Raw genomic sequence first — 21,833 nt, 5'->3', positions numbered from 1 at the left:
TCGCTGGCATTCCGCCTCGCCAAACCAACTCCACTAAAACGCATAATCGCGTGACGCCCCCGCCGTCCCGTGCTACCTGCGCCTTATGAGCAAGCTGCCAACCAAGGCCGAGATCATCGAATGGATCTCGGACAACCCGACCCTCACCTCGAAACGTGACATCGCCAAGGCCTTTGGCATCAAAGGGGCTGCGCGTATCGACCTAAAGCGTATCCTCAAAGAGCTGGAGGCCGAGGGCCACTTGCAAAAGCGCAAGAAAACCTTCCGCGATCCTGACAAACTGCCGCCCGTTTCTGTGATCCAGATCACCGAGGCCGACAGTGACGGTGACCTCTACGCCCGTCCGATGGAATGGCAAGGTGAGGGTGCGGAGCCACGCATTCTGATGAGCCTGCGCGCCTCGGACCCAGCACTTGGCCCTGGGGATCGCATTCTGGGCCGTCTGGCTGAGGTGAAGGGTGAGAACCATCAATATGAGGCCAAGCTGATCCGCCGCATCGGCACCAACCCGCAGCGGGTGCTGGGCGTGTTCCGCAAATCCGCCGAGGGTGGCCGCATCCTGCCCATCGACAAGGGCGACCAAAAGGAATGGCTGGTCCCCGCTGGTGCCACGAACGGCGCCAAAGAAGGCGAGCTGGTCGAGGCCGAACAATCCGGACCCAAGGGTCGCATGGGCCTGCCGCGCGCACGTATCGTGTCGCGTCTGGGTGATCCCAGCGCGCCCAAGGCCGTGTCACTGATCGCCATCCATCAACACGGCATCCCCGATCAGTTCCCTGATGCCGTGATTGCTGAGGCAGACGGCAAGAAACCCGCCGTCCTGACCGGCCGCGAAGACATGCGCGACATGCCACTGGTCACCATCGACCCCGCAGATGCCCGCGACCACGACGATGCCTGCTGGGCGCATGCTGATGATGATCCGAAAAACAAAGGCGGCTATGTCATCTGGGTCGCCATTGCGGATGTCGCCCACTACGTCACGCCCGGGTCTGCACTTGACCGTGAGGCGCGCAAGCGAGGCAATTCCAGCTATTTCCCCGACCGCGTGGTGCCGATGCTGCCCGACCGCCTGTCCGGCGATCTGTGTTCCCTGCACGAAGGCGTGCCGCGCGCCTGTATCGCCGTACGGATGCAGATTGACGCCACAGGTGACAAGATCGGCCACCGGTTTGTGCGCGGCCTGATGCGATCTGCCGCGTCGCTGAATTACCAAGAGGTGCAGCGCGCCCGTGATGGCGACGTAAACGAAAAATGCGCGCCGCTGATGGCAGAAGTGATTGATCCCCTCTACGAAGCTTACGATCTATTGGTCAAAGCACGCGCGCGCCGTCAGCCGCTGGATCTGGACCTGCCAGAGCGCAAGGTGGAACTGTCTGACGCCGGTGAGGTGATCAGCGTCAACTTCCGCGACCGTCTGGATGCGCACAAGCTGATCGAAGAGTTCATGATCCTCGCCAATGTCGCGGCTGCCGAGACGTTGAGTGCGAAGAAATCGCCGCTCCTCTTCCGTGTGCATGAGGAACCAAGTCCCGAAAAATTGGATGCACTGCGGGAAACCGCGCAGACCTCTGGCCTGACGCTGGCCAAGGGGCAGGTGTTGCAGACCGCGCATCTGAACCGTCTGCTGGCAGCGGCGAAGGATGGCGATTTTGCCGAGCTGATCAATATGGCCACCCTGCGGTCTATGACGCAGGCCTATTACAGCCCGGCAAACTTCGGCCACTTCGGTCTGGCACTGCGCAGCTACGCGCATTTCACCTCCCCCATCCGGCGCTATTCGGACCTGATCGTACACCGCGCGCTGGTGTCCTCGCACCAATGGGGCGATGACGGCCTGACCCCGCAGGATGCCGAGGATCTGGAAGGCACCGCCAACCACATCAGCGACACCGAACGCCGCTCGATGATGGCGGAACGCGACACCACAGATCGCTATCTGGCGGCCTTCCTGTCGGAACGGGTGGGCAATGAATTTGCCGGTCGCATCAGCGGTGTGGCGAAGTATGGCGCCTTTGTGCGGCTGGATGATACCGGCGCGGACGGGCTGGTGCCTGTGCGATCGCTTGGGAACGAGTTCTTCCACTTCGACCGTGATAGCGGCACGCTGATGGGGGCCGATAGCGGCTTCACCCTCGCACTGGGCCAGAAGGTCACGGTGAAGCTGACAGAGGCTGCGCCCGTTTCAGGCTCGATCGCGTTGGAGCTGATTTCGGTCGAAGGCGATGAGGTGCCGCGCGGTGGGCGTGGCGGCTACCGCAAGGGACGCGGCAAAGGTGGCGGCAAAGGTCACCCCGGCAAACGCAAGCTGACCCGCGCCAAGAAGAAGACCGCGAAGGTCCAGCGCAAGGTTAGCCGCACCCGCCGCAGCTAAAACGTCACATCTGGCGCGGCACCTGCTGCGCCAGCACTTCCTTCAGGACATTGGCGACCTGATCGCGGCGGGGATCTGTGCCGTGCAGACCCAATGTGATCTGTGGCAACGGATAGGCGCGCATCATCTCGCGGTTGATCCGCACATCTGGTCCAAGACTGGATGCCCCCAACACCGTCACACCAAGCCCAGCTGCAACTGCACTACGGACGTAGCCGACACTATCAGCAATCAACACATCGCTGATTAACGACTGGTCCCGCCCCATCGCTTCGGCGGCGGCAGTGCGATAGGCACAGGGCGCCCGCATCATACATAGTGGCACAGTATCACCGGGGTGCAGTGCGGGACCATCCGCAGGTTCAATCCACACCATCGGATCCGTCCCCAGATAAAGGGATCCACCCTCCCCTGGCTCGTGTAGGGCCAACGCCAAATCAATCTGCCCTGCCGCCAATGCGTCACGCAAAGAGGAACTAAGCCCAACCCGAAATGACAAATCCGCCCCTGGCAAATGCCTCTCCATCGTTTGCAGTAGGTCCGGCATGCGATGCGGCGCGAAATACTCCACAACACCGATCCGCAACGCACCTGACACATCAGGGCCACGCATTTCTGCCAACAGGCGTTCACTTGCCTGCAACATATCCCGTGCTTTGGGCAACAGACGACGCCCCGCCTCTGTCAGCTGCACGTAACGGCTGTTGCGGTTCAGCAAAGGCTGTTCCAGCAACTCCTCGAGCTTGCGAATGCGCACAGACACCGCGGATTGCGATCGCCCTAGGCGCGCGCCTGCCTCGGTGAAGCCGTTCACTTCGGCGACGGTGACAAAACAACGGAGGAGGTCAATATCAATATCTTGCATATAATTTGATTTTCATATTTGCGAGATATGATCAATTCATTTTGTTTATCTTCTAACCCGACGTAATGAAGACTCAAGCAAATCGGAGAAACACAATGCGCGCGATTACATATTCAGAATTTGGCCCAGCAAACGATGTCTTGAAACTGGTCGACCTACCAACTCCGGAACCGGCCCCAGGCGAAGTGCTGGTGCGGCTGAAAACATCTGGCGTGAACCCGTCCGACATTTCTGGACGTTCTGGCATGCGCCCAGGCGTGACCAAACCCGCCTACCCGCAGATCATTCCACACAGCGACGGCGCGGGCGTGATCAAGGCCGTCGGCGAAGGTGTGGATCCCGCCCGGATCGGTCAGCGGGTGTGGATCTGGAACGGCCAATGGCAACGCGCCTTTGGCACTGCGGCTGAGTTCATCGCGCTACCGTCCGAACAAGCGGTGGCCCTGCCCAACAACACCACCTTTGCAGAAGGGGCTGTTCTGGGTATCCCAGCAATGACCGCGACCTATTGCGTGCTGGGCGGCGGTGACGTGGCCGGAAAAACCCTGCTGGTCAGCGGCGGTGGTGGCACCGTCGGTCGTTTGGCAGTGCAAATCGCCAAAGCATCCGGTGCGCGGGTGATCGCCACGGCAGGCAGTGCAGCACAACAGGATGCGGCACGACAGGCTGGTGCCGATGCCGTGCTGGGCTACAATGATCCAGATCTGGCCGCTGGTATTCTGGCCGCCAACGACGGCAAGCCCGTCGACCAGATTGTCGAGGTCGAATTTGGTCCAAATGCTGAGGTGAACACCGCTGTGATCGCCGAACGTGGCCGCATTGTCGCCTATGGATCAGCCAAGGACCGCGCGCCGGTGCTGCCGTTCTACCCGCTGATGTTCAAAGGTGTGACGCTGGAAATGGCGCTGGTTTACATCCTGTCGGACGACGCCCGCCGCAAGGCAGAGGCGCAGCTGACCGCGCTGTTGGAGCAAGGCGCATTGGATATTCGCATCTCTCACACGCTGTCGTTGGAAGACTGTGCCGAAGCCCACGACATCATCGCCAGCGGCCAACGCGCAGGATCGGTCATCCTGAAAATCTGATCCCAACAGCGCCAGCACACGCTCAGGCGCATTCCTGCCATTCCCCCCTGTGCCCGCGCATTTCGCTTGCGCGGGCCTTGTCGCGCGCTACCCTCTTGCCCAAGTTCGTTTGAAAAGAACACAATCAGAGGCAGAGGTGATGATGCAGTTTGGCGCGAAACTCCGCAGATCCCTAATCACAGCCGCGATCATCGTGGCCCCCGCATCCCTGACAGCCATGCCTGTCGATGTATCCCTGCGCCCCGCGGCGCGGCCAACTGTCGTTGCGGCGCCAATCCCTGTGACCAGCTCTGCCAAAGAGGCAGCGTTCCAGCGCTGGATCCGTGGTTTCCAGCCGCGCGCACGGGCGGCGGGGATTTCCGACCGTACCTTCAACCGCGCGTTTCGCGGTGTCACCTTTGACCCCGATGTGATCAAACGCGACCGCAATCAGAGCGAGTTTACGAAGTCGATCTGGGACTACCTCGACAGTGCGGCGTCAGACAAACGGGTGAAAAACGGCCGTGCCGCGCTGCGCGAACATCGCCGCGTGCTGGATCAAATCGAACGCCGATATGGCGTCGACAAAGAGGTGGTGACAGCCGTCTGGGGCCTAGAAAGTGCCTATGGCGAATATCGCGGTGATCACAACATCATCCGCGCGCTGGCGACGCTGGCCTATGACGGGCGGCGCGGACGGTTCTTTGAAAAACAGCTGATCGCGGCGCTGAAGATCCTGCAAACCGGTGATACGACCCCTGCCAAACTGAAAGGCAGCTGGGCCGGTGCGATGGGCCATACCCAGTTTATACCAACCTCTTATCAGGCCTTTGCAGTGGATTTCACTGGCGACGGACGGCGCGATATCTGGTCGGAAAATCCGGCTGACGCGTTGGCGTCGACTGCCGCGTACCTGAAAAAGCACGGCTGGGTCAGCGGACAACCTTGGGGGGTTGAGGTGCAGCTGCCGCGCGGGTTCAACTATGCGCTGGCCAGTCGCAAGATCAGCAAATCCCCCAGCGAATGGGCCCGCCTTGGCGTGCGCGACATGCAGGGCGGCAAAGTGCGCGATTATGGATCCGCCTCCATCCTGCTGCCTGCGGGGCATCAGGGCGCGGCCTTTATGATCTTCAAGAATTTCAAAGTGATTTCGCGCTACAACCTCTCCACCTCCTACGTGATCGGGGTGGGCCATCTGTCTGACCGGCTGAAAGGCAGTGGCCCGATTGCCGCCGACTGGCCCCGCGATGACCGCGCGTTGAAATTTGCCGAACGCAAAGAGATGCAAACCCTGCTAACCCGCAAAGGGTTTTCAACCGGCGGTGTCGACGGTCGCGTTGGCCCGATGACTCAACGCGCCATCCGCGCTTATCAGTCCTCTCGCGGGGCGGTGCCGGACGGATTTGCATCGCTGCGTTTGTTGCAAAGCTTGCGCAGATAACACTTTCCTTTTCAAACGCTCTCTGACACGGTGCGCGCGTTCTCAGGGCGGGGTGAAATTCCCCACCGGCGGTAACGGCGCACGCGCCGAAGCCCGCGAGCGCCACCTTCGTCACTGGAGGTGGGTCAGCAGATTTGGTGCAACTCCAGAGCCGACGGTCATAGTCCGGATGGAAGAGAGCGACAGTCAGGAACCCCGCCCACAGGCGCGGTGCCTTTTCTGTTCGTGACAAACGCCTTGGGGGGATGTGTCGAAACAGGAAAGGACTATGACATGACATCCACCCGCTACGCCTTCATCAAGGCCAACTGGCACGCCGATATCGTCGATCAGGCGCTGGCCGGTTTCTGCGAATTGATTCCCGCCGAACAGGTTGACGTCTATGACGTCCCCGGTGCCTTTGAAATGCCGCTGCTGGCGCGCGATCTGGCCGCCACTGGCCGCTACGCCGCTGTTGCGGCTGCCGCGCTGGTGGTGGATGGCGGCATCTACCGCCATGACTTTGTGGCGCAGGCCGTGGTCGATGGGCTGATGCGTGCAGGCATGGACACCGGTGTGCCGGTTCTATCCGTCTCACTCACCCCGCACCATTTCCAGGAAAGCGCCCATCACATCGCCATCTACCGCGACCATTTCGTCGAAAAGGGACGCGAAGCTGCACGCGCCGCCCTGATGATCGGCGAAACCCGCGCCAAACTGGCGGGCTAAGCGCCTTCCGTGCTTCCGGCGCCACACACCAACAGTGGTGCCGGATCGCAGCCTTGAAACCCTTAGGCGGTTTCGACACCCTCGCGGGCATGACTCGCGCACTTCTCCTCCGCAATCGCAATTACCGTCTGTTGTTCACAGCAGGTGCGTTGACCAACCTTGGTGACGGCATGGTGGCGCTGGCGCTGCCGTGGCTGGCATCACTGATGACCCGCGATCCGGTGGCGATTGCCGCTGTCGCCGCCGCTGGACGACTGCCTTGGTTGCTGATGTCGGTGCCTGCGGGGGTGATAGTGGACCGCAGCGATCAACGGCGGTTAATCGCACAGGCGGATATGCTGCGCGCGGCCATTGTCGGCGCGATCCTGATCCTGGCGCTCAGCGCGCCCTCCGCTGGCGCGATCTGGCTACTCACAGGCCTCGCCTTCCTCCTCGGCGCGGCAGAGGTGCTGCGCGACAACGCGGCGCAAACCATCCTGCCTGCGCTTGTGCGTCAGGAGGATCTGGAGCAGGCCAATGGCCAGATGTGGAGTGCCGAGCAACTAGCAGGTCAATTCATAGGCCCACCCCTTGCGGGCCTGCTGATCGCGGCCGGGATCGCCCTGCCTTTCGGCGTCGATCTGGCCGCGCTGGTACTGGCGGCGGGCTGTGTCTGGCTGATCCGCTACACCCCTGATGCGCCGGTGATCCAACCGTTCTGGCACGCGCTGAAAGAAGGTGTTGCGTTTATGCGCAGTGACCGGATGCTGCTGCGGTTGGCGATTGTGTTGGGCATTTCTAATTTCCTCGCCACCGCCGTGATCACCGTGCAGATACTGTTCGCCCAGGATGTGCTGGGCCTTAGCCCCGCCGGATATGGCACCGTATTGTCGGTAGAGGCCTTGGGCGCTGTCACCGGCAGCCTGCTGGCCCCGCTGGCGATCCGGCGGTTGGGCCTGCACCCTTGCCTCTATCTCGCGATTGCCGCTTGGGCCATTGGATACGCAACTGTTGGCCTTAGCAATCACCCCGCCACCATGGCCACGGCGCTGTTTATTGTGCTGGCCGCCGCAATGCTTTGGAACGTCATCACCGTCAGCTGGCGCCAACGCCGCATTCCGCCACAGCTGTTGGGGCGGGTGAACAGCATCTATCGCTTCTTCGGCTGGGGCTCGATGCCCTTGGGTGCCTTGGCGGGCGGTGCAACCGTGCGCCTACTGGAACCTGATCTGGGGCGCGAAATGGCCCTGCGCGCACCCTTCCTGCTGGCCGCCACCTGCTGCGCCGCACTGCTGATCTACGCCCTGCTACGCCTACGACTGGAGGAGTGAACAGCCCTTTTCAATGATCCTTAAATACTAAAATCCCACAGCAATTTAAGCGCAAGGCTGAGGGAGGTGAGGACCAACAGAGGCTTGATCACCCGTGCGCCCTGTTTCATCGCCATGCCGGCGCCCAGACGCGCGCCGATGATCTGCATTCCTCCCATCGCAAGGCCCAGCGCCCAAAGCGGTTGCGCCACCACGGCAAAGGCCGCCAGCCCGCCCGCGTTAGAGGCGAAGTTCAACAATTTGGTATGCGCCGTCGCCTTCAGGATGCCAAAACCGCCCAGCATCACAAAGGCCAGCATGTAGAAACTGCCCGCCCCCGGTCCCAGCAGGCCATCGTAGCCCGCCACCAGCGGCACAGCGGTGGCATGGAACATCAACGGCGATAGACGACTTGGGCGGTCCATGTCGCTCAACCCCGGCCGTAGCGCGAAAAACAACGCGATGCCGATCAAGAGCACCGGAAGGATCATACGAATCCAATCGGTCGGCAGGACCGACACCAACAGCGCCCCGCAGACCGCTGCGCCGAACGCAATCAACGCCACTGGCGCCTGTGCCCGCAGGTCCACCTGACCGTTGCGCGCATAGGCAAAGGCCGCGGTGCCCGCGCCGAACATGCCCTGCACCTTGTTGGTCGCCAGTGCCTGAACGGGCGGCACACCAGACAGCATCAGCACCGGCACAGTGATCAACCCGCCACCCCCGGCAATGGCGTCAATGAACCCAGCCGCAAAGGCCGCTGCCAGCAGCAGGGCCAGCAACTCAATACTTAGATCAATCATGAAGAGCTTTCAGATGGTCAGGTCGCGAAATCACTACGGGCATAACCCTGAATGAACAAGAGCGCGGTCAGATCACCGTGGTTAATACGGATCTGACATTGTGCCGCCACAGACGGTTTGGCATGCAGCGCCACACCACTGCCTGCGCGGGATAGCATGCCCAGATCATTGGCCCCATCGCCCACGGCAACCACCTCATCCTCACCAATACCCAGCTTGGCGGTGATGCGTTCCAGCTGATCCACCTTCGCCTGTTTACCAAGGATCGGGCGGCCCACGTCACCGTTCAGCGCGCCATCTTCGACGATCAGAGTGTTGGCGTGGTTTTCGTCAAACCCCAGCTCTGCCGCGACCTTGGCGGTGAAGGCGGTGAAGCCCCCCGACACCAGCGCCGCATAGCCCCCGTTGGCCTTCATCGTCGCCAGCAGTGCCTTGCCACCCGGCATATAGGTGATGCGTTCTGCCAGCACCCTTTCGATGATCGCCTCTGGCAAGCCTTTCAGCAGACCCACACGTTCCAAGAGCGCACCTTCAAAATCCAATTCGCCATTCATGGCGCGGGCGGTGATATCTGCGACACGTTCACCAATGCCTGCCTCTGCCGCCAGTTCATCAATGCATTCCTGCTGAATCATCGTACTGTCCATATCGGCCAGCAGCATCTTCTTGCGGCGTCCCTCCAGCGGCTGCACGATCAGATCAACACCAAGGGTTTGCAGATCCGCCCAGACGTCCCACTGATTCCCCGGCAGTGTTTCCAATGTGAACTCTGCAGCTTCATCCGCCGACAGCCACACCGCATCACCACCGCCCCAAGCATTGCGCAGGTTTTCCACCAGTGCGGGGTCCAGTTTTACCTGTGCGGGATTGGTCAAAAGGGTGGCGATGAACATGGTCAAAACTCCTGTCTGTTAAGGCCGCTTAGCGGATGTGTGGCGCGATTTCCAGCCTCTCGTAATGCAGTTTTCCCAATGCAGCCAAAGTTTCCGATCCGCAACATTTGCGTCGCGCAGAAACATCAAAGTGACGCTTTTGGGATATTTTGACGGTTGCACTTAGGAAAACCGCCCTCTATCCTAGTCTGTGGGACACCTCTCCCCAACGAGAGGCATTTATCTGGAAGGATAGCAGTAATGGCTACTCACGCTCCGGCCACGCGGCCGGCCAATCCGCGTTTTTCTTCGGGCCCCTGTGCCAAACCCCCTACATTTGATGTGACCAAACTGGCGGATGCCGCTCTGGGCCGCAGCCACCGTGCCGCGATTGGCAAGGACAAGCTGAAGGCCGCGATCGAAGGCACCCGCGAGGTTCTGGGCATCCCCGCCGATTACAAGATCGGCATCGTTCCCGCATCCGACACCGGTGCGGTTGAAATGGCCCTGTGGTCGATGCTGGGCGCACGCAAGGTTGAAATGCTGGCGTGGGAATCCTTCGGCGCGGGCTGGGTCACCGACGTGGTCAAACAGCTGAAGATCGACGCCGAAGTGAAAACCGCCGACTATGGCCAAATCGTTGATCTGGCCACCGTGGACACCAAGAACAACGATGTTGTGTTCACCTGGAACGGCACCACCGCCGGTGTGCGCGTGCCCAATGCCGATTGGATTGCCGACGACCGCGACGGCCTGACCATCTGCGACGCGACCTCCGCCGCCTTTGCGATGGATCTGCCGTGGGACAAACTGGATGTGACCACCTTCAGCTGGCAGAAAGTGCTGGGCGGTGAGGCGGCGCATGGCATGCTGATCCTCAGCCCGCGCGCGGTTGAACGTCTGGAAAGCTACACGCCACCGTGGCCGCTGCCGAAAATCTTCCGCCTGACCAAAGGTGGCAAGCTGATCGACGGTATCTTCACCGGGGCCACTATCAACACGCCGTCGATGCTGGCGGTTGAAGATTACCTGCTGGCGCTGGACTGGGCCCGTTCGGTTGGTGGTCTGCAAGGGCTGATCGCCCGCGCCGATGCCAACGCGCAGGCGGTGTTTGATTTCTGCGACGCGAAACCGTGGCTGGCCAATCTGGCCGAGGATGCGGCGACCCGGTCCAACACCTCTGTCTGCCTGAAGTTCACGGATGACCGTATTCAAGACGGCGCGGTATTCGCCAAGGCTGTTGCCAAACGGCTGGAGGCTGAAAACATCGCGTTGGACATCGGGGCCTATCGTGATGCGCCTGCCGGTCTGCGGATCTGGTGTGGTGGCACGGTGGAAACCGCCGATGTGGCGGCCATGCTGCCGTGGCTGGAATGGGCCTTCGAGGCCGAGATCGCCGCGCAAGGTTAAAAGCACGCCCGGCGGCACCGCCGGGCAGCGCCCGACCGCCCCCACGGGCGGGCGCTTCGCTCCCACCCTCGGTCGGTCGCTGCTCTCAGCATCACTGACATCTTCTTTTCTTACCGCGCATATCGCGGCCCGACATAAAGGACGCTTAAAAATGGCTCCCAAAGTACTCGTATCCGACAAACTCAGCGAAACCGCCGTGCAGATCTTCCGTGATCGCGGCATCGACGTGGACTTCCTGCCCGACGTGGGCAAGGACAAGGAAAAGCTGGCCGAAATCATCGGCCAGTATGACGGCCTTGCCATCCGCTCGGCCACCAAGGTGACACCGACCATTCTGGACGCCGCCACCAACCTCAAGGTCGTAGGTCGCGCCGGTATCGGCACCGACAACGTCGACAAGGATGCCGCGTCGAAAAAAGGTGTGATCGTGATGAACACGCCTTTCGGCAACATGATCACCACCGCCGAACATGCCATCGCCATGATGTTCGCCGTCGCCCGCCAACTGCCAGAGGCCAGCGCCTCCACCCATGCAGGAAAATGGGAGAAGTCGAAATTTATGGGCGTTGAGCTGACCAACAAAACCCTCGGCGTCATTGGCGCTGGCAACATCGGTGGCATCGTCTGTGACCGTGCCCGTGGCCTGAAAATGAAAGTGGTCGCTTATGATCCCTTCCTCAGCGAGGAGAAGGCGAAGAAAATGCAGGTTGAGAAGGTGGAGCTGGACGAACTGCTGACCCGCGCCGATTTCATCACCCTGCACGTGCCCTTCACCGAGCAAACCAAAAACATCCTCAGCCGCGAAGCGCTGGAAAAGACCAAGAAGGGCGTGCGCATCATCAACTGTGCCCGTGGTGGTCTGGTGGACGAAGAGGCGCTGGCCGATCTGCTGAAATCCGGCCATGTGGCTGGTGCGGCCTTTGACGTGTTTGCCGTTGAGCCTGCGAAAGAGAACGTTCTGTTCAACCTGCCCAACGTGGTCTGCACCCCGCACCTTGGCGCATCGACCACCGAGGCACAGGAAAACGTGGCGCTGCAGGTGGCAGACCAGATGTCGAACTACCTGCTGGACGGTGCCGTTGAAAACGCGCTGAACATGCCGTCGATGACCGCCGAAGAAGCTAAGGTCATGGGCCCATGGGTCAAACTGGCGGGTCACTTGGGTGGTTTCATCGGTCAGCTGACGGATGAACCGATCAAAGCGATCAACATCCTTTATGACGGTGTGGTCGCTGACATGAACCTGCCGGCGCTGAACTGCGCCGTGGTGGCGGGCATCATGAAAAAGGTGAACCCAGATGTGAACATGGTGTCGGCCCCCGTTGTAGCCAAAGAGCGTGGCATCAAAATCTCGACCACCAATCAGGACAAATCGGGCGCCTTTGATGGCTACATCAAAGTGACCATCGTGACGGACGAACGTGAACGCTCCATCGGGGGGACCGTGTTCAGCGATGGCAAGCCGCGCTTTATCCAGATCAAAGGTATCAACATCGACGCCGAGGTGGGTGAACACATGCTCTACACCACCAACGAAGACGTGCCGGGCATCATCGGTACACTGGGTAGCATCTTTGGTGAGGCGGGTGTGAACATCGCAAACTTCACCCTTGGCCGCGCCGCTGCAGGTGGGGAGGCAATCGCGCTCCTCTATGTGGATGCGCAGGTGGATGCCACCGTGCTGGGCAAACTGGCTGACACCGGCATGTTCAAGCAGATCAAACCGATGCAGTTCGACGTTCACTGATCTGGCATCTTTGCAAACACTTCAGGCGCGGCCCCTATGGGGTCGCGCTTTTGCGTTGAAAAACAGGGGGCATACGCTGGGTTCGCCTTTACCCTTTGGGAAAAATGCCGTTAGGTCCAACAGGCAAAGCGCCTGCAGGCTGCAATAAGGGGCGCAAGGGGGACAGATGAACACCGCACCGATTTATGCAATCGGCGACATTCACGGCCATTTGGATCAGCTGGACCATGCGCTAGCGTTGATCGAACAGGACGGTGGCGTGGACGCGCGGGTGATCTTCCTCGGGGATCTGGTAGATCGCGGGCCAGACAGTTGCGGGGTCATCGAACGGCTGGAAACCGGCATTTATGAAGGTCGTAACTGGGTGGTGCTGAAGGGCAACCATGATGCGATGTTTCAGGCGTTTTTGGAAAATGGCGAAGTGTTCCATCCGCGCACGCGCCTAGGCCGATCCTTTGTAGATGACAACATCGGCGGGCGGGCCACGTTGCGATCTTATGGCGTGGATGTCAGCATCGAGGATCCGCAGGACCTAAAGGTCGCTGCACTGGAACACGTCCCTTATCGCCACCTCAGTTTTCTGCGCAGCCTGCCGCGGTATCATCAGCAAGACGAAATGCTGTTTGTCCATGCCGGCATCCGCCCCGGCATAGCCCTGGAACTGCAAGATCCAGAGGATTTCTGTTGGATCCGTCAGGAATTTCTGGATCATACGGCCCCACATCCGTGGCTGGTGGTGCATGGGCATACCGCGATCCTGCGGGCCGAACATTGCGGCAATCGGGTCAATCTGGATTCTGGTGCTGGTTTTGATCGTCCCATCACCGCCGCTGTATTCGAAGGCGGCCGGGTCTTTGAACTGGGCCCTTTTGGGCGCCAACCCCTAGAACCCCTTACCGATTCAATGTGGTAACTACGTAGAGCGTCGCAACAACAGGATTATGACGGAACGTCTTCGTATCAATTCAAAACCAATAAGCTAGTTTGCCCCCAGTTTTACTTGGGAGGCTCCTCATGTCTGATATCGTAATCCTTGACGGTGTACGCACCGCAATCGGCACCTTTGGCGGTTCTCTGGCGGGCGTGGCCCCCATTGATCTGGGTGCCACCGTAACGCGCGAAGCAATGGCGCGCGCCGGTGTCGAAGGCGGCCAGATCGGCCACGTCGTTTTTGGTCACGTGCTGAACACAGAACCGCGCGACATGTATCTAAGCCGTGTTGCCGGGATGGACGCAGGCATCCCCGAAACCACCCCGGCCTATAACGTGAACCGTCTGTGTGGTTCCGGTGCACAGGCCGTTGTGTCAGCCACCCAAACGTTGATGCTGGGCGATGCCGATTTCGCAATCGCAGGCGGCGCCGAAAGCATGAGCCGCGCCCCCTATATCCTGCCCGACCACCGTTGGGGGTCGAAAATGGGCGACGCACGCACCATCGACATGATGCTGGGCGCGCTGAACTGCCCGTTCGGCACCGGCCACATGGGTGTGACTGCTGAAAACGTAGCGGATGAGCATACCGTGACTCGCGAAGAAATGGACGCCTTCGCACTGGAAAGCCAGAAGCGTGCCGCAGCCGCGATCGAAGCGGGGTACTTCGACAGCCAGATCGTGCCGGTTGAGGTCAAACAGCGCCGCAAGATGGTGTCCTTCGCCACCGATGAGCACGTCAAAGGTGACACCACCGCCGAAGTGCTGGCCGGCCTGCGCCCCGCGTTCAAGAAAGACGGCCGCGTCACCGCAGGTAACGCATCCGGTCTGAACGACGGTGCCGCCGCACTGGTTCTGGCCCGCGCTGAAGCCGCCGAAAAGGCCGGCCTGAAGCCGAAAGCCCGCATTCTGGGTTACGCCCACGCTGGCGTTCGTCCCGAAGTTATGGGCATCGGTCCGGTGCCTGCGGTTGAAAACCTGCTGGCCAAAACCGGCCTGTCGGTCAGCGACTTCGACGTGATCGAAAGCAACGAAGCCTTCGCATCGCAGGCCATCGCCGTAAACAACGGTCTGGGTCTGGACACTGCGAAGGTGAACCCGAACGGCGGCGCCATCGCACTGGGCCACCCTGTTGGTGCAACCGGTGCCATCATCACCGTGAAAGCCCTGCACGAGCTGGAGCGTGTTGGCGGGTCCAAAGCGCTGATCACCATGTGCATCGGCGGCGGTCAAGGCATCGCCATCGCGATCGAGCGTCTGTAAGGCTTGATTGCATCACAGAATGAGGAAAGGGCTGCTACGGCGGCCCTTTTTCTTTTGGTGAGAGCGGAGAGTATCGACGGCGCGCAAAGCAAGAAGGGCCGCGCCTGACCTTGGGGAGGCGCAATTCCGCACTGTTTGCAACGCGAAACGCTTCAACACTCACGTTGGTCAAATTTGCCACTGTTATCGCAAGTGCGCCTTCCCAGGGGGAAGGTCAGGCGCGGCCCGGGCTGACGCCCGCGCCAAAATCACGCTTAAACCCCGCGCGATCCGCCCATGTGGGTTTCACCGCGTTTTTTCGCCAGTTCGATCTGTTTCTGGCGTTCGCGGAAACGGGCTTTGTCGGCCTCTGTTTTCTCATCAATGCACAGATGGCAGGTCACGCCATCTTCATACTCTGGTCGCTTCAGATCCTCTGGCAGGATCGGGCGACGGCATGCGTGGCACAGCACATGCGGTCCCTCGGCCAGTCCGTGACCCACAGACACCCGACCGTCAAAGACGAAACATTCGCCTTCCCAGCTGCTGTCTTCCTGTGGCACCTCTTCGAGGTATTTCAAAATGCCACCCTTCAGGTGGTAGACGTCCTCGACCCCCTGCGACATCAGATAGTTGGTCGATTTCTCACAGCGGATGCCGCCGGTGCAGAACATCGCGATGCGTTTGTTGTGAAAGCGTTCTTTGTTCGCCTCCCACCACGCGGGAAAATCGCGGAAGGTGTCGGTTTCAGGATCCACCGCGCCCTCAAAGGTGCCGATGGCGACCTCATAATCGTTGCGGGTGTCGATCACCGCCACATCGTCGCTGCGGATCAGGTCGTTCCAATCCTGCGGATCGACGTAATGACCAACCTTGGCCAGCGGATCGACATCCGGCTGGCCCATGGTGACGATCTCTTTCTTCAGCTTGACCTTCATACGGGGGAACGGCGCATCCTTGGCGGTGCTTTCCTTCCATTCCAGATCAGCACAACCCGGCAGGGCACGTACATGCGCCAGCACCGCGTCGATGCCGTCGCGCGATCCGGCGATGGTACCATTGATCCCCTCGCGCGCCAGCAGCAGCGAGCCGGTAACACCTTTTTCAAGGGCCAGCTCCAGCAGCGCAGGTTTCAACGCAGCAGGGTCAGAGAATCGGGTGAAGTGGTAGAGGGCGCAAACGATATACATGCGGCGGCGATACACCTTTCACCCCAATGAAACAAGACCCCTGAAAGGCGCGGCTCAGCGCCCCGCGGCTGCCAATGCCAGACCATCGACAACGGCGGTAAACACCTCGGACGTTTCGGGCTGTGCATCAGGCAGCAACGCCTCCATCCGCTGCTGCACCACACCCAGCAAAGAGGAGCCACCTACGTAAACAATCCGGTCCACACTCGAAGGCGCGACATCTGCCTGCGCCAATGTCTCAGTCGCACAGGCAGCGATCTGGTCGGCGTAGCCTGACAGCTCTGCCTGCATCAGGTCGCGCATCAGGGGGACGTTCAGACCTTTTTCCACCGGATCAAGGCGGATGAGACCCTCACCCTCGCCATTTGCGCGGATCTTGCCCGCCTCTACCGCGTAGGCGACATCATGGCCTAGGTGCATTTCCAACACCTCGCCCAAACGGGCAAACAGCTGCGGATCGCGCGCCAGTCGTTCCCAGCGGCGCACATCACGCAATATCGCGGGGCCATAGACAAAGGTAATCTTTTCCCAACTGGCCAGATCCTGAAACAGGGCGCGCGGGGCACGGTGACTGCCCGCACCCATTTCATTGCCAATCTCTGCCCCATAGCCCATGAGCGGCATCACATGTCCAAGGCTCAGTGCCTTATCAAAATCGGTGCCGCCCAGTCGGATACCTTGGGACGCCAGCACGCGAAACCCATCGCCATCGCGGTCACATAGGGTGAAATCCGACGTACCACCGCCAATATCCACGATCAGGCTGCGCCCATGCCCACCTGCGGCCAATGCGGCCGCTTCGGGTTCGGGCAGGAAATCAACGGTTTTGAATCCCGCCATGCGGTAGGCCTGTTCCAGATCCGCAAGCGCCTGCGCATTGCGCGCCGCGTCAGCGGAATGGAACCGCACCGGACGACCCGACAGAACGCCGGTCACATCCTGATAAATCGCTGCCTCTGCCCGCTTGCGGATCTCTTCCAGAAACCGCGCGACCACTTCGATCAGCGACAGTTTTTCATTCATGAACTGCCGCTTTTCCTGCGCCAGCGGGGTGCCTAGAACGGACTTCAACGCGCGCAGAAAACGCCCCTCCTCTCCCTCCATCATTGCGCGGGCGGCGGGACGACCGTAAAGGGTGCGGCGGTTGGCGAAATCCAGAAACACTGCGGTGGGCAAGGTCTGCTCCCCCGCCTCCAGCGGGATTACGAAAGGCCGCCCGTTCACCGCCACAGCCGCCGCCGTGTTGGAGGTGCCAAAATCAATGCCCAGAACCGTCATCGCGCTGCCCTTTCCATCCCTCTTACGAAAGAGCGCAGAAATACGCCCCCGTGCCGCGCGTTGCAATTGAGGATTACCCCAAAACAGGGCAAAACATCCACAACAGAGGAGTTTTCGATGACCCAAGCCCTGATCGTGATCGACGTGCAAAATGATTTCTGCCCCGGTGGTGCGCTGGCAGTGCCAGAGGGCGACCTGATCGTCCCCGGCATCAACGCGCTGATGGATCAGTTTCAGACGGTGATCCTAACGCAGGATTGGCATCCGGCGGGGCATTCGTCCTTCGCGTCCAGCCACGCGGGCAAGGCGCCGATGGAGATGATCGACATGCCCTACGGCCCGCAGGTGCTGTGGCCCGATCACTGCGTTCAGGGCAGCGAGGGTGCGGCGTTTCACGCTGACCTCAACACCACCCGCGCCGATCTGATCATCCGCAAGGGCTATAACCCGGCGATCGACAGCTATTCCGCGTTCTTTGAAAACGACCAGACCACGCCAACAGGGCTAGAGGGCTACCTGCGTACCCGTGCCATCACTGATCTGGTAATGGTGGGACTGGCGACCGATTTCTGCGTCAACTTCTCGGCGGTAGATGCAGCCAAACTAGGTTTCAATGTCAGCGTCAAACAGGATCTATGCCGCGCTATCGACTTTGACGGGTCCCTCGCTGCAGCGCAGGCGGGGATGCAGGCCGCTGGGGCCAACCTACAGTAACACCGTATAAACCCTGTTATACATTGGAATAGTTGCGCACTGGGCGGCCCTCTGTTTTGTTGACTAAATTCAACAAATGGCGTTGTCCTAGCAACTATTTCGCTACGTTTGCGCCACCCTGCCGCCAGGGGGGCATAATGACGGCGCTAGAAAGAACCCAACGCGGATTGATCCTTGGCCTGTGCAAACACACGGGCCGCGCGCGTTTGTCCGGCTTCAACCGCGCCCGAACGATCGACACGCAAACACGGCGTTTTACACTGCAGGATGGCGCTGAAACCGCATATTTAGGCGCGTCTCTCACCGCATCCGACCTGCATCAGCGCATCAACTCTCTTGCGGTAACAGCAGGTGCAACGGGTGTGATCAACGCAACAGCGGGCTGCATATTGCCACGCCCACGCGCTCTGTCGGGTCTATACATCACCGAATGCGAGTTGGAGGTCGATCCGGACTTTGCCAGCCGGTTGCTAACAGCCCCAGAACGGTATCTGACGCATCTTTCCCCACTAAACGATCATGTGACTGCAGACGCCCTACCGCAGGATCTACGCACGCAATGCTGGCATCTGGTGACTGGCGATGAAGCCACCGAACAGATGGGATTTGCACCGCGCAGCCTACTGCAAATGCTTGGGGTGCGTCACCAACCACTGGGTGATGTTACGGCCCTGACCAACTGGCTATTTGACGACATGCCGGTTGGGCCGGGTGGCCTGCAGCCCGTACAACCCCTGTTACCTCAAAATCCGACACATGATGCGATCCTGCCAAACCAATTGGCGCGTTACAGCGCGGACCAGTCAGGGCAGCGTCTGTTGATGATCCAGTGCCCAGCCTGCACCGAGAAATTCGCCTTCCCCACTGGTAAATATCTTGAACGCTCTCTAAAACTTCGGTGCCCGAGCTGTGCATCGGTGTTTTTGGGGGAAGTCCTGCGCTCGGATCCGGACTTGTAAGCCGCCGCCACCCCCGGTGAAATGTGACGCACTGAACGAATGTCACAGCGCAACAAAGGGCCGTCAAATAAGGACTGTTTCATGGTCGATATCGCCACCCGCGTCTGGAACCACAAATGGAAGATTGATCCAATTGTGCGATCCCTCATTGATACGGATTTCTACAAGCTGTTGATGTGCCAATCGGTGTTTCGCAACCAGCGCAACACGCGGGTGCAGTTCAGCCTGATCAACCGTTCCAGCGATATTCGTTTGGCCGAGTTGATTGATGAAGGTGAGCTGCGGGAACAGTTGGATCACATCCGGTCGCTGTCGCTGACCCGTGGCGAAAGCACCTGGCTGCGCGGGAATATGTTCTACGGCAAGCGCCAGATGTTTCGGTCCGACTTTATGGAGTGGTTCGAGCAGCTGCGCCTGCCTGACTACCAGTTGGAAAAGCGCGATGGTCAGTATGAACTGACCTTTGAGGGCAGCTGGCCAGAGGTGATGCTGTGGGAAATCCCCGCCCTGTCCGTCCTGATGGAACTGCGCTCGCGTGCGGTGCTGAAGGATATGGGCCGGTTCGAATTGCAGGTGCTTTATGCGCGCGGCATGACCAAGCTGTGGGAAAAGATCGAACGCCTGCGACAGGTGGACGGATTGCGCATCGCCGATTTCGGCACCCGCCGCCGTCATTCCTTCCTGTGGCAGGACTGGTGCGTGCAGGCGATGACCGAAGGTTTGGGCAACGCCTTTGTCGGCACCTCCAACTGTCTGATCGCCAAAAACCGCGATCTAGAGGCGATCGGCACCAACGCCCATGAACTGCCGATGGTCTATGCCGCATTGGCCGAGGATGACAGCGCCCTGCGCCAATCCCCCTACAAAGTTCTAGCCGACTGGCAGGAAGAGCATGACGGCAACCTGCGCATCATCCTGCCCGATACATACGGCAGCGAAGGGTTCCTGCAACACGCCCCCGACTGGCTGGCCGGATGGACCGGAATCCGCATTGATAGCGGCGATCCCGCCACTGGCGCGGAAACCGCGATCAACTGGTGGAAATCGCGTGGCGAGGACCCAACGCAGAAGATGGTCATCTTCTCCGATGGGCTGGACGTGGAAAAGATCGAAAAGCTGCATAATCAGTTCGCCGGTCGTGTGCGTCCCTCGTTTGGCTGGGGCACACTGTTGACCAATGATTTCCGCGGTCTAACCCCGAACGATGCCCTGTCACCCTTTTCGCTGGTATGCAAAGCGGTGGCGGCAGATGGCCATCCTACGGTGAAACTGTCAGACAACCCAAACAAAGCTATGGGACCCGCCGACGAAATTGAACGCTACAAGCGAGTCTTTGACATCGGACAGCAACAGGCAATGGATGTGGTGGTCTAATCCATGATGGCATGGGAACTGGCAGGCTGGGCGGAATACTGCGTGGCCTTTGTTGTGTTTTTTGCCGCGCATAACATCCCAACACGTCCCTCTGTAAAAACAGCGATCACCGCACGGATCGGTGCGCGTGGGTTTGGGATCGGATATGGCTTGGTGTCATTGGTGGCGCTTTATTGGTTGCTCATGTCAGCAGGCCGCGCCCCGATTGTGGAAGTATGGGCGTGGGCACCGTGGCAGAATATGGTGCCTGTTATCGCGATGATCCCTGTTTGTGCCATCCTCTGTTTTGGGCTGGCACGCCCCAACCCTTTTTCCTTTGGTGGGCGCAAAAACGATCAATTTGATCCCCGTGAGCCCGGCTTGATCCGCCTGATCCGTCACCCTGCACTCGCTGCGCTGGCACTTTGGGCCGCAGCACATACGGTCGCGAATGGTCATTTGGCCCATGTCATCATGTTTGGCGTTTTTACCCTATTCGCACTGCTGGGTATGCGAATGATCGACCGCCGCAAACAGCGGGAGATGCCCGATTGGTCACAACAGCTATCGGCAATGCGCGCCAGCAGCCGACGTTCAACCCCAAGGCACTGGGGCAGCTTTACCATCCGCTTGGGCCTATCAATCCTGCTTTATATCGCTCTTCTACGCGGTCACGGCCTCATTATTGGGGTTTACCCATTGGGCTGACCTGCGTCGTAGCGGCAATGATTGCCTCTGCGTTGGGGTATGGTAATTATATCGGAATCTCCAATCCCCGCAGTGTTAGCCTTACAGATCGGACGTCCCTTGGAAAAAACAGCCAAAGATGCACGATATGCCAGTACACTTGGCAAAGGGCTAATCATTCTGCGCGCATTCACGCCAAGTGATGGCGCGTTGGGAAATCGTGAAATTTCGCGCAGAACCGGGTTCCCATCCGCAACCGTATCGCGACTGACCTACACGTTGGCGCAGCACGGTTTCCTGATTCAACAGCATCCGTCAGAAGCATTCAAGCTGGGGCCTGCGGCAATCGCTGTGGGCTATACCGCGCGCGAAGGGTTTTCGTTTTTCCAGCAGGCTGATCCAATCATGCAGGATCTGGCCGAACAGACATCGACGCTGGTGGCGGTATGTGTTCAGGATGAAAGCGACGCCATTATGGCCCGGATCTGGCGACCTACCCGGCGCCCCTCAATCTGGCTCAGCGAAGGGCACCGCTTGCCCTTGGACAACAGTGCGCCCGGACGTGCCCTGCTGGCCAGCCGCCCGGTGAGCGATACCGACAGCGACGCAATCAAACTGGATCGACAAACACTCATCGCGCGTGGCTTCGTGACCTCAATCGGGGGTTGGAACCGCGAAATCAACGCCTGTGCCACCCCCTTTTCCCCTGATCCAATGGGATTGCCGTTTGCCTTTCTGTGCGGCGCACTGGGGGAAAGCCTGGGAGAACCCCGGCTGTTAAACGAGGTTGGACCAGCATTGCTGTCATCCGTCACCCGACTGAAAGCCGCAATGGGCCTCGCCTAAGGCGTTCCCTCCACAAACGGATCCAAACAGCACAGGCGCGCAGCAAGGCGCCTGCGTTTTG

At 59.9% G+C, this 21,833-nt stretch carries 19 protein-coding genes and 1 riboswitch; of the genes, 14 read left to right on the top strand and 5 right to left on the bottom strand.

Annotated elements, in window-relative coordinates:
• Positions 1-85 precede the first annotated feature (85 nt).
• Positions 86-2,374, top strand: a complete 2,289-nt coding sequence (gene rnr / locus TM5383_RS08175; RefSeq protein ID WP_058318553.1) for a ribonuclease R — start codon at positions 86-88, stop codon at positions 2,372-2,374.
• Between the two features lie 4 nt (positions 2,375-2,378).
• Here rnr and TM5383_RS08170 read toward each other — a convergent pair whose 3' ends face one another.
• On the bottom strand, positions 2,379-3,239 hold the full coding sequence (locus tag TM5383_RS08170) for a LysR family transcriptional regulator (protein WP_058318552.1): 861 nt from the start codon (positions 3,237-3,239) through the stop codon (positions 2,379-2,381).
• Between the two features lie 95 nt (positions 3,240-3,334).
• On the opposite strand from TM5383_RS08170, the gene TM5383_RS08165 reads away from it, so the two are divergent.
• The 4 genes from TM5383_RS08165 (at position 3,335) to TM5383_RS08150 (ending at position 7,762) form a co-directional block, all read left to right on the top strand.
• Positions 3,335-4,324, top strand: coding sequence for an NADPH:quinone reductase (locus TM5383_RS08165; RefSeq protein WP_058318551.1), 990 nt, complete (start codon positions 3,335-3,337; stop codon positions 4,322-4,324).
• A gap of 139 nt (positions 4,325-4,463) precedes the next feature.
• Complete coding sequence (locus TM5383_RS08160; protein ID WP_370695969.1) at positions 4,464-5,744, top strand: lytic murein transglycosylase; 1,281 nt, start codon at positions 4,464-4,466, stop codon at positions 5,742-5,744.
• A gap of 34 nt (positions 5,745-5,778) precedes the next feature.
• A riboswitch (FMN riboswitch) is annotated at positions 5,779-5,929 on the top strand.
• Positions 5,930-6,017: 88 nt separating this feature from the next.
• Entirely contained in the window at positions 6,018-6,452 is a 435-nt protein-coding gene (locus TM5383_RS08155) for a 6,7-dimethyl-8-ribityllumazine synthase (RefSeq protein ID WP_058318550.1), read from the top strand.
• A gap of 89 nt (positions 6,453-6,541) precedes the next feature.
• A complete protein-coding gene (locus TM5383_RS08150; protein WP_058318549.1) occupies positions 6,542-7,762 on the top strand; it encodes an MFS transporter in 1,221 nt (406 codons plus the stop codon).
• Between the two features lie 20 nt (positions 7,763-7,782).
• On the opposite strand, the gene TM5383_RS08145 is transcribed toward TM5383_RS08150, so the two are convergent.
• Together TM5383_RS08145 and serB are read right to left on the bottom strand one after the other, a co-directional pair.
• On the bottom strand, positions 7,783-8,544 hold the full coding sequence (locus TM5383_RS08145; protein WP_058318548.1) for a TSUP family transporter: 762 nt from the start codon (positions 8,542-8,544) through the stop codon (positions 7,783-7,785).
• A gap of 17 nt (positions 8,545-8,561) precedes the next feature.
• Entirely contained in the window at positions 8,562-9,437 is an 876-nt protein-coding gene (gene serB, locus TM5383_RS08140) for a phosphoserine phosphatase SerB (RefSeq protein WP_058318547.1), read from the bottom strand.
• A gap of 240 nt (positions 9,438-9,677) precedes the next feature.
• Here serB and TM5383_RS08135 point away from each other — a divergent pair, with 240 nt between their 5' ends.
• From TM5383_RS08135 to TM5383_RS08120, 4 genes are all read left to right on the top strand, one after another.
• Positions 9,678-10,826 carry a phosphoserine transaminase gene (locus tag TM5383_RS08135; protein WP_058318546.1) on the top strand — a complete coding sequence of 383 codons (1,149 nt, stop codon included), beginning with the start codon at positions 9,678-9,680 and terminating at the stop codon, positions 10,824-10,826.
• A 151-nt stretch (positions 10,827-10,977) separates the two neighbouring features.
• Positions 10,978-12,573 (top strand): phosphoglycerate dehydrogenase, encoded by a 1,596-nt coding sequence (serA, locus tag TM5383_RS08130; RefSeq protein ID WP_058318545.1) that lies wholly within the window; start codon positions 10,978-10,980, stop codon positions 12,571-12,573.
• A 166-nt stretch (positions 12,574-12,739) separates the two neighbouring features.
• Positions 12,740-13,486 carry a metallophosphoesterase gene (locus TM5383_RS08125; RefSeq protein ID WP_058318544.1) on the top strand — a complete coding sequence of 249 codons (747 nt, stop codon included), beginning with the start codon at positions 12,740-12,742 and terminating at the stop codon, positions 13,484-13,486.
• Positions 13,487-13,587: 101 nt separating this feature from the next.
• Positions 13,588-14,766, top strand: coding sequence for an acetyl-CoA C-acyltransferase family protein (locus TM5383_RS08120; protein WP_058318543.1), 1,179 nt, complete (start codon positions 13,588-13,590; stop codon positions 14,764-14,766).
• Between the two features lie 254 nt (positions 14,767-15,020).
• Here TM5383_RS08120 and trhO read toward each other — a convergent pair whose 3' ends face one another.
• Together trhO and TM5383_RS08110 are read right to left on the bottom strand one after the other, a co-directional pair.
• A complete protein-coding gene (gene trhO / locus TM5383_RS08115) occupies positions 15,021-15,935 on the bottom strand; it encodes an oxygen-dependent tRNA uridine(34) hydroxylase TrhO (protein ID WP_058318542.1) in 915 nt (304 codons plus the stop codon).
• A gap of 54 nt (positions 15,936-15,989) precedes the next feature.
• Positions 15,990-17,213, bottom strand: coding sequence for an Hsp70 family protein (locus tag TM5383_RS08110; protein WP_058318541.1), 1,224 nt, complete (start codon positions 17,211-17,213; stop codon positions 15,990-15,992).
• A 117-nt stretch (positions 17,214-17,330) separates the two neighbouring features.
• On the opposite strand from TM5383_RS08110, the gene pncA reads away from it, so the two are divergent.
• From pncA to TM5383_RS08085, 5 genes are all read left to right on the top strand, one after another.
• On the top strand, positions 17,331-17,927 hold the full coding sequence (gene pncA / locus TM5383_RS08105; RefSeq protein WP_058318540.1) for a bifunctional nicotinamidase/pyrazinamidase: 597 nt from the start codon (positions 17,331-17,333) through the stop codon (positions 17,925-17,927).
• A 137-nt stretch (positions 17,928-18,064) separates the two neighbouring features.
• The gene (locus TM5383_RS08100; protein ID WP_058318539.1) at positions 18,065-18,886 is read left to right on the top strand and encodes a zinc ribbon domain-containing protein; all 822 of its coding nucleotides are present in this window, start codon (positions 18,065-18,067) and stop codon (positions 18,884-18,886) included.
• A gap of 81 nt (positions 18,887-18,967) precedes the next feature.
• A complete protein-coding gene (gene pncB, locus TM5383_RS08095) occupies positions 18,968-20,260 on the top strand; it encodes a nicotinate phosphoribosyltransferase (RefSeq protein ID WP_058318538.1) in 1,293 nt (430 codons plus the stop codon).
• Between the two features lie 3 nt (positions 20,261-20,263).
• Positions 20,264-20,947, top strand: a complete 684-nt coding sequence (locus TM5383_RS08090) for an NnrU family protein (protein WP_076400248.1) — start codon at positions 20,264-20,266, stop codon at positions 20,945-20,947.
• A 99-nt stretch (positions 20,948-21,046) separates the two neighbouring features.
• On the top strand, positions 21,047-21,772 hold the full coding sequence (locus TM5383_RS08085; protein WP_058318537.1) for an IclR family transcriptional regulator: 726 nt from the start codon (positions 21,047-21,049) through the stop codon (positions 21,770-21,772).
• Positions 21,773-21,833 lie beyond the last annotated feature (61 nt).

Source organism: Thalassovita mediterranea, from assembly GCF_001458435.1.
Classification (GTDB): Bacteria; Pseudomonadota; Alphaproteobacteria; order Rhodobacterales; family Rhodobacteraceae; genus Thalassobius; species Thalassobius mediterraneus.
Note: the sequence above shows the minus strand (reverse complement) of the source record. Positions and strands in the feature narration are given on the sequence as shown.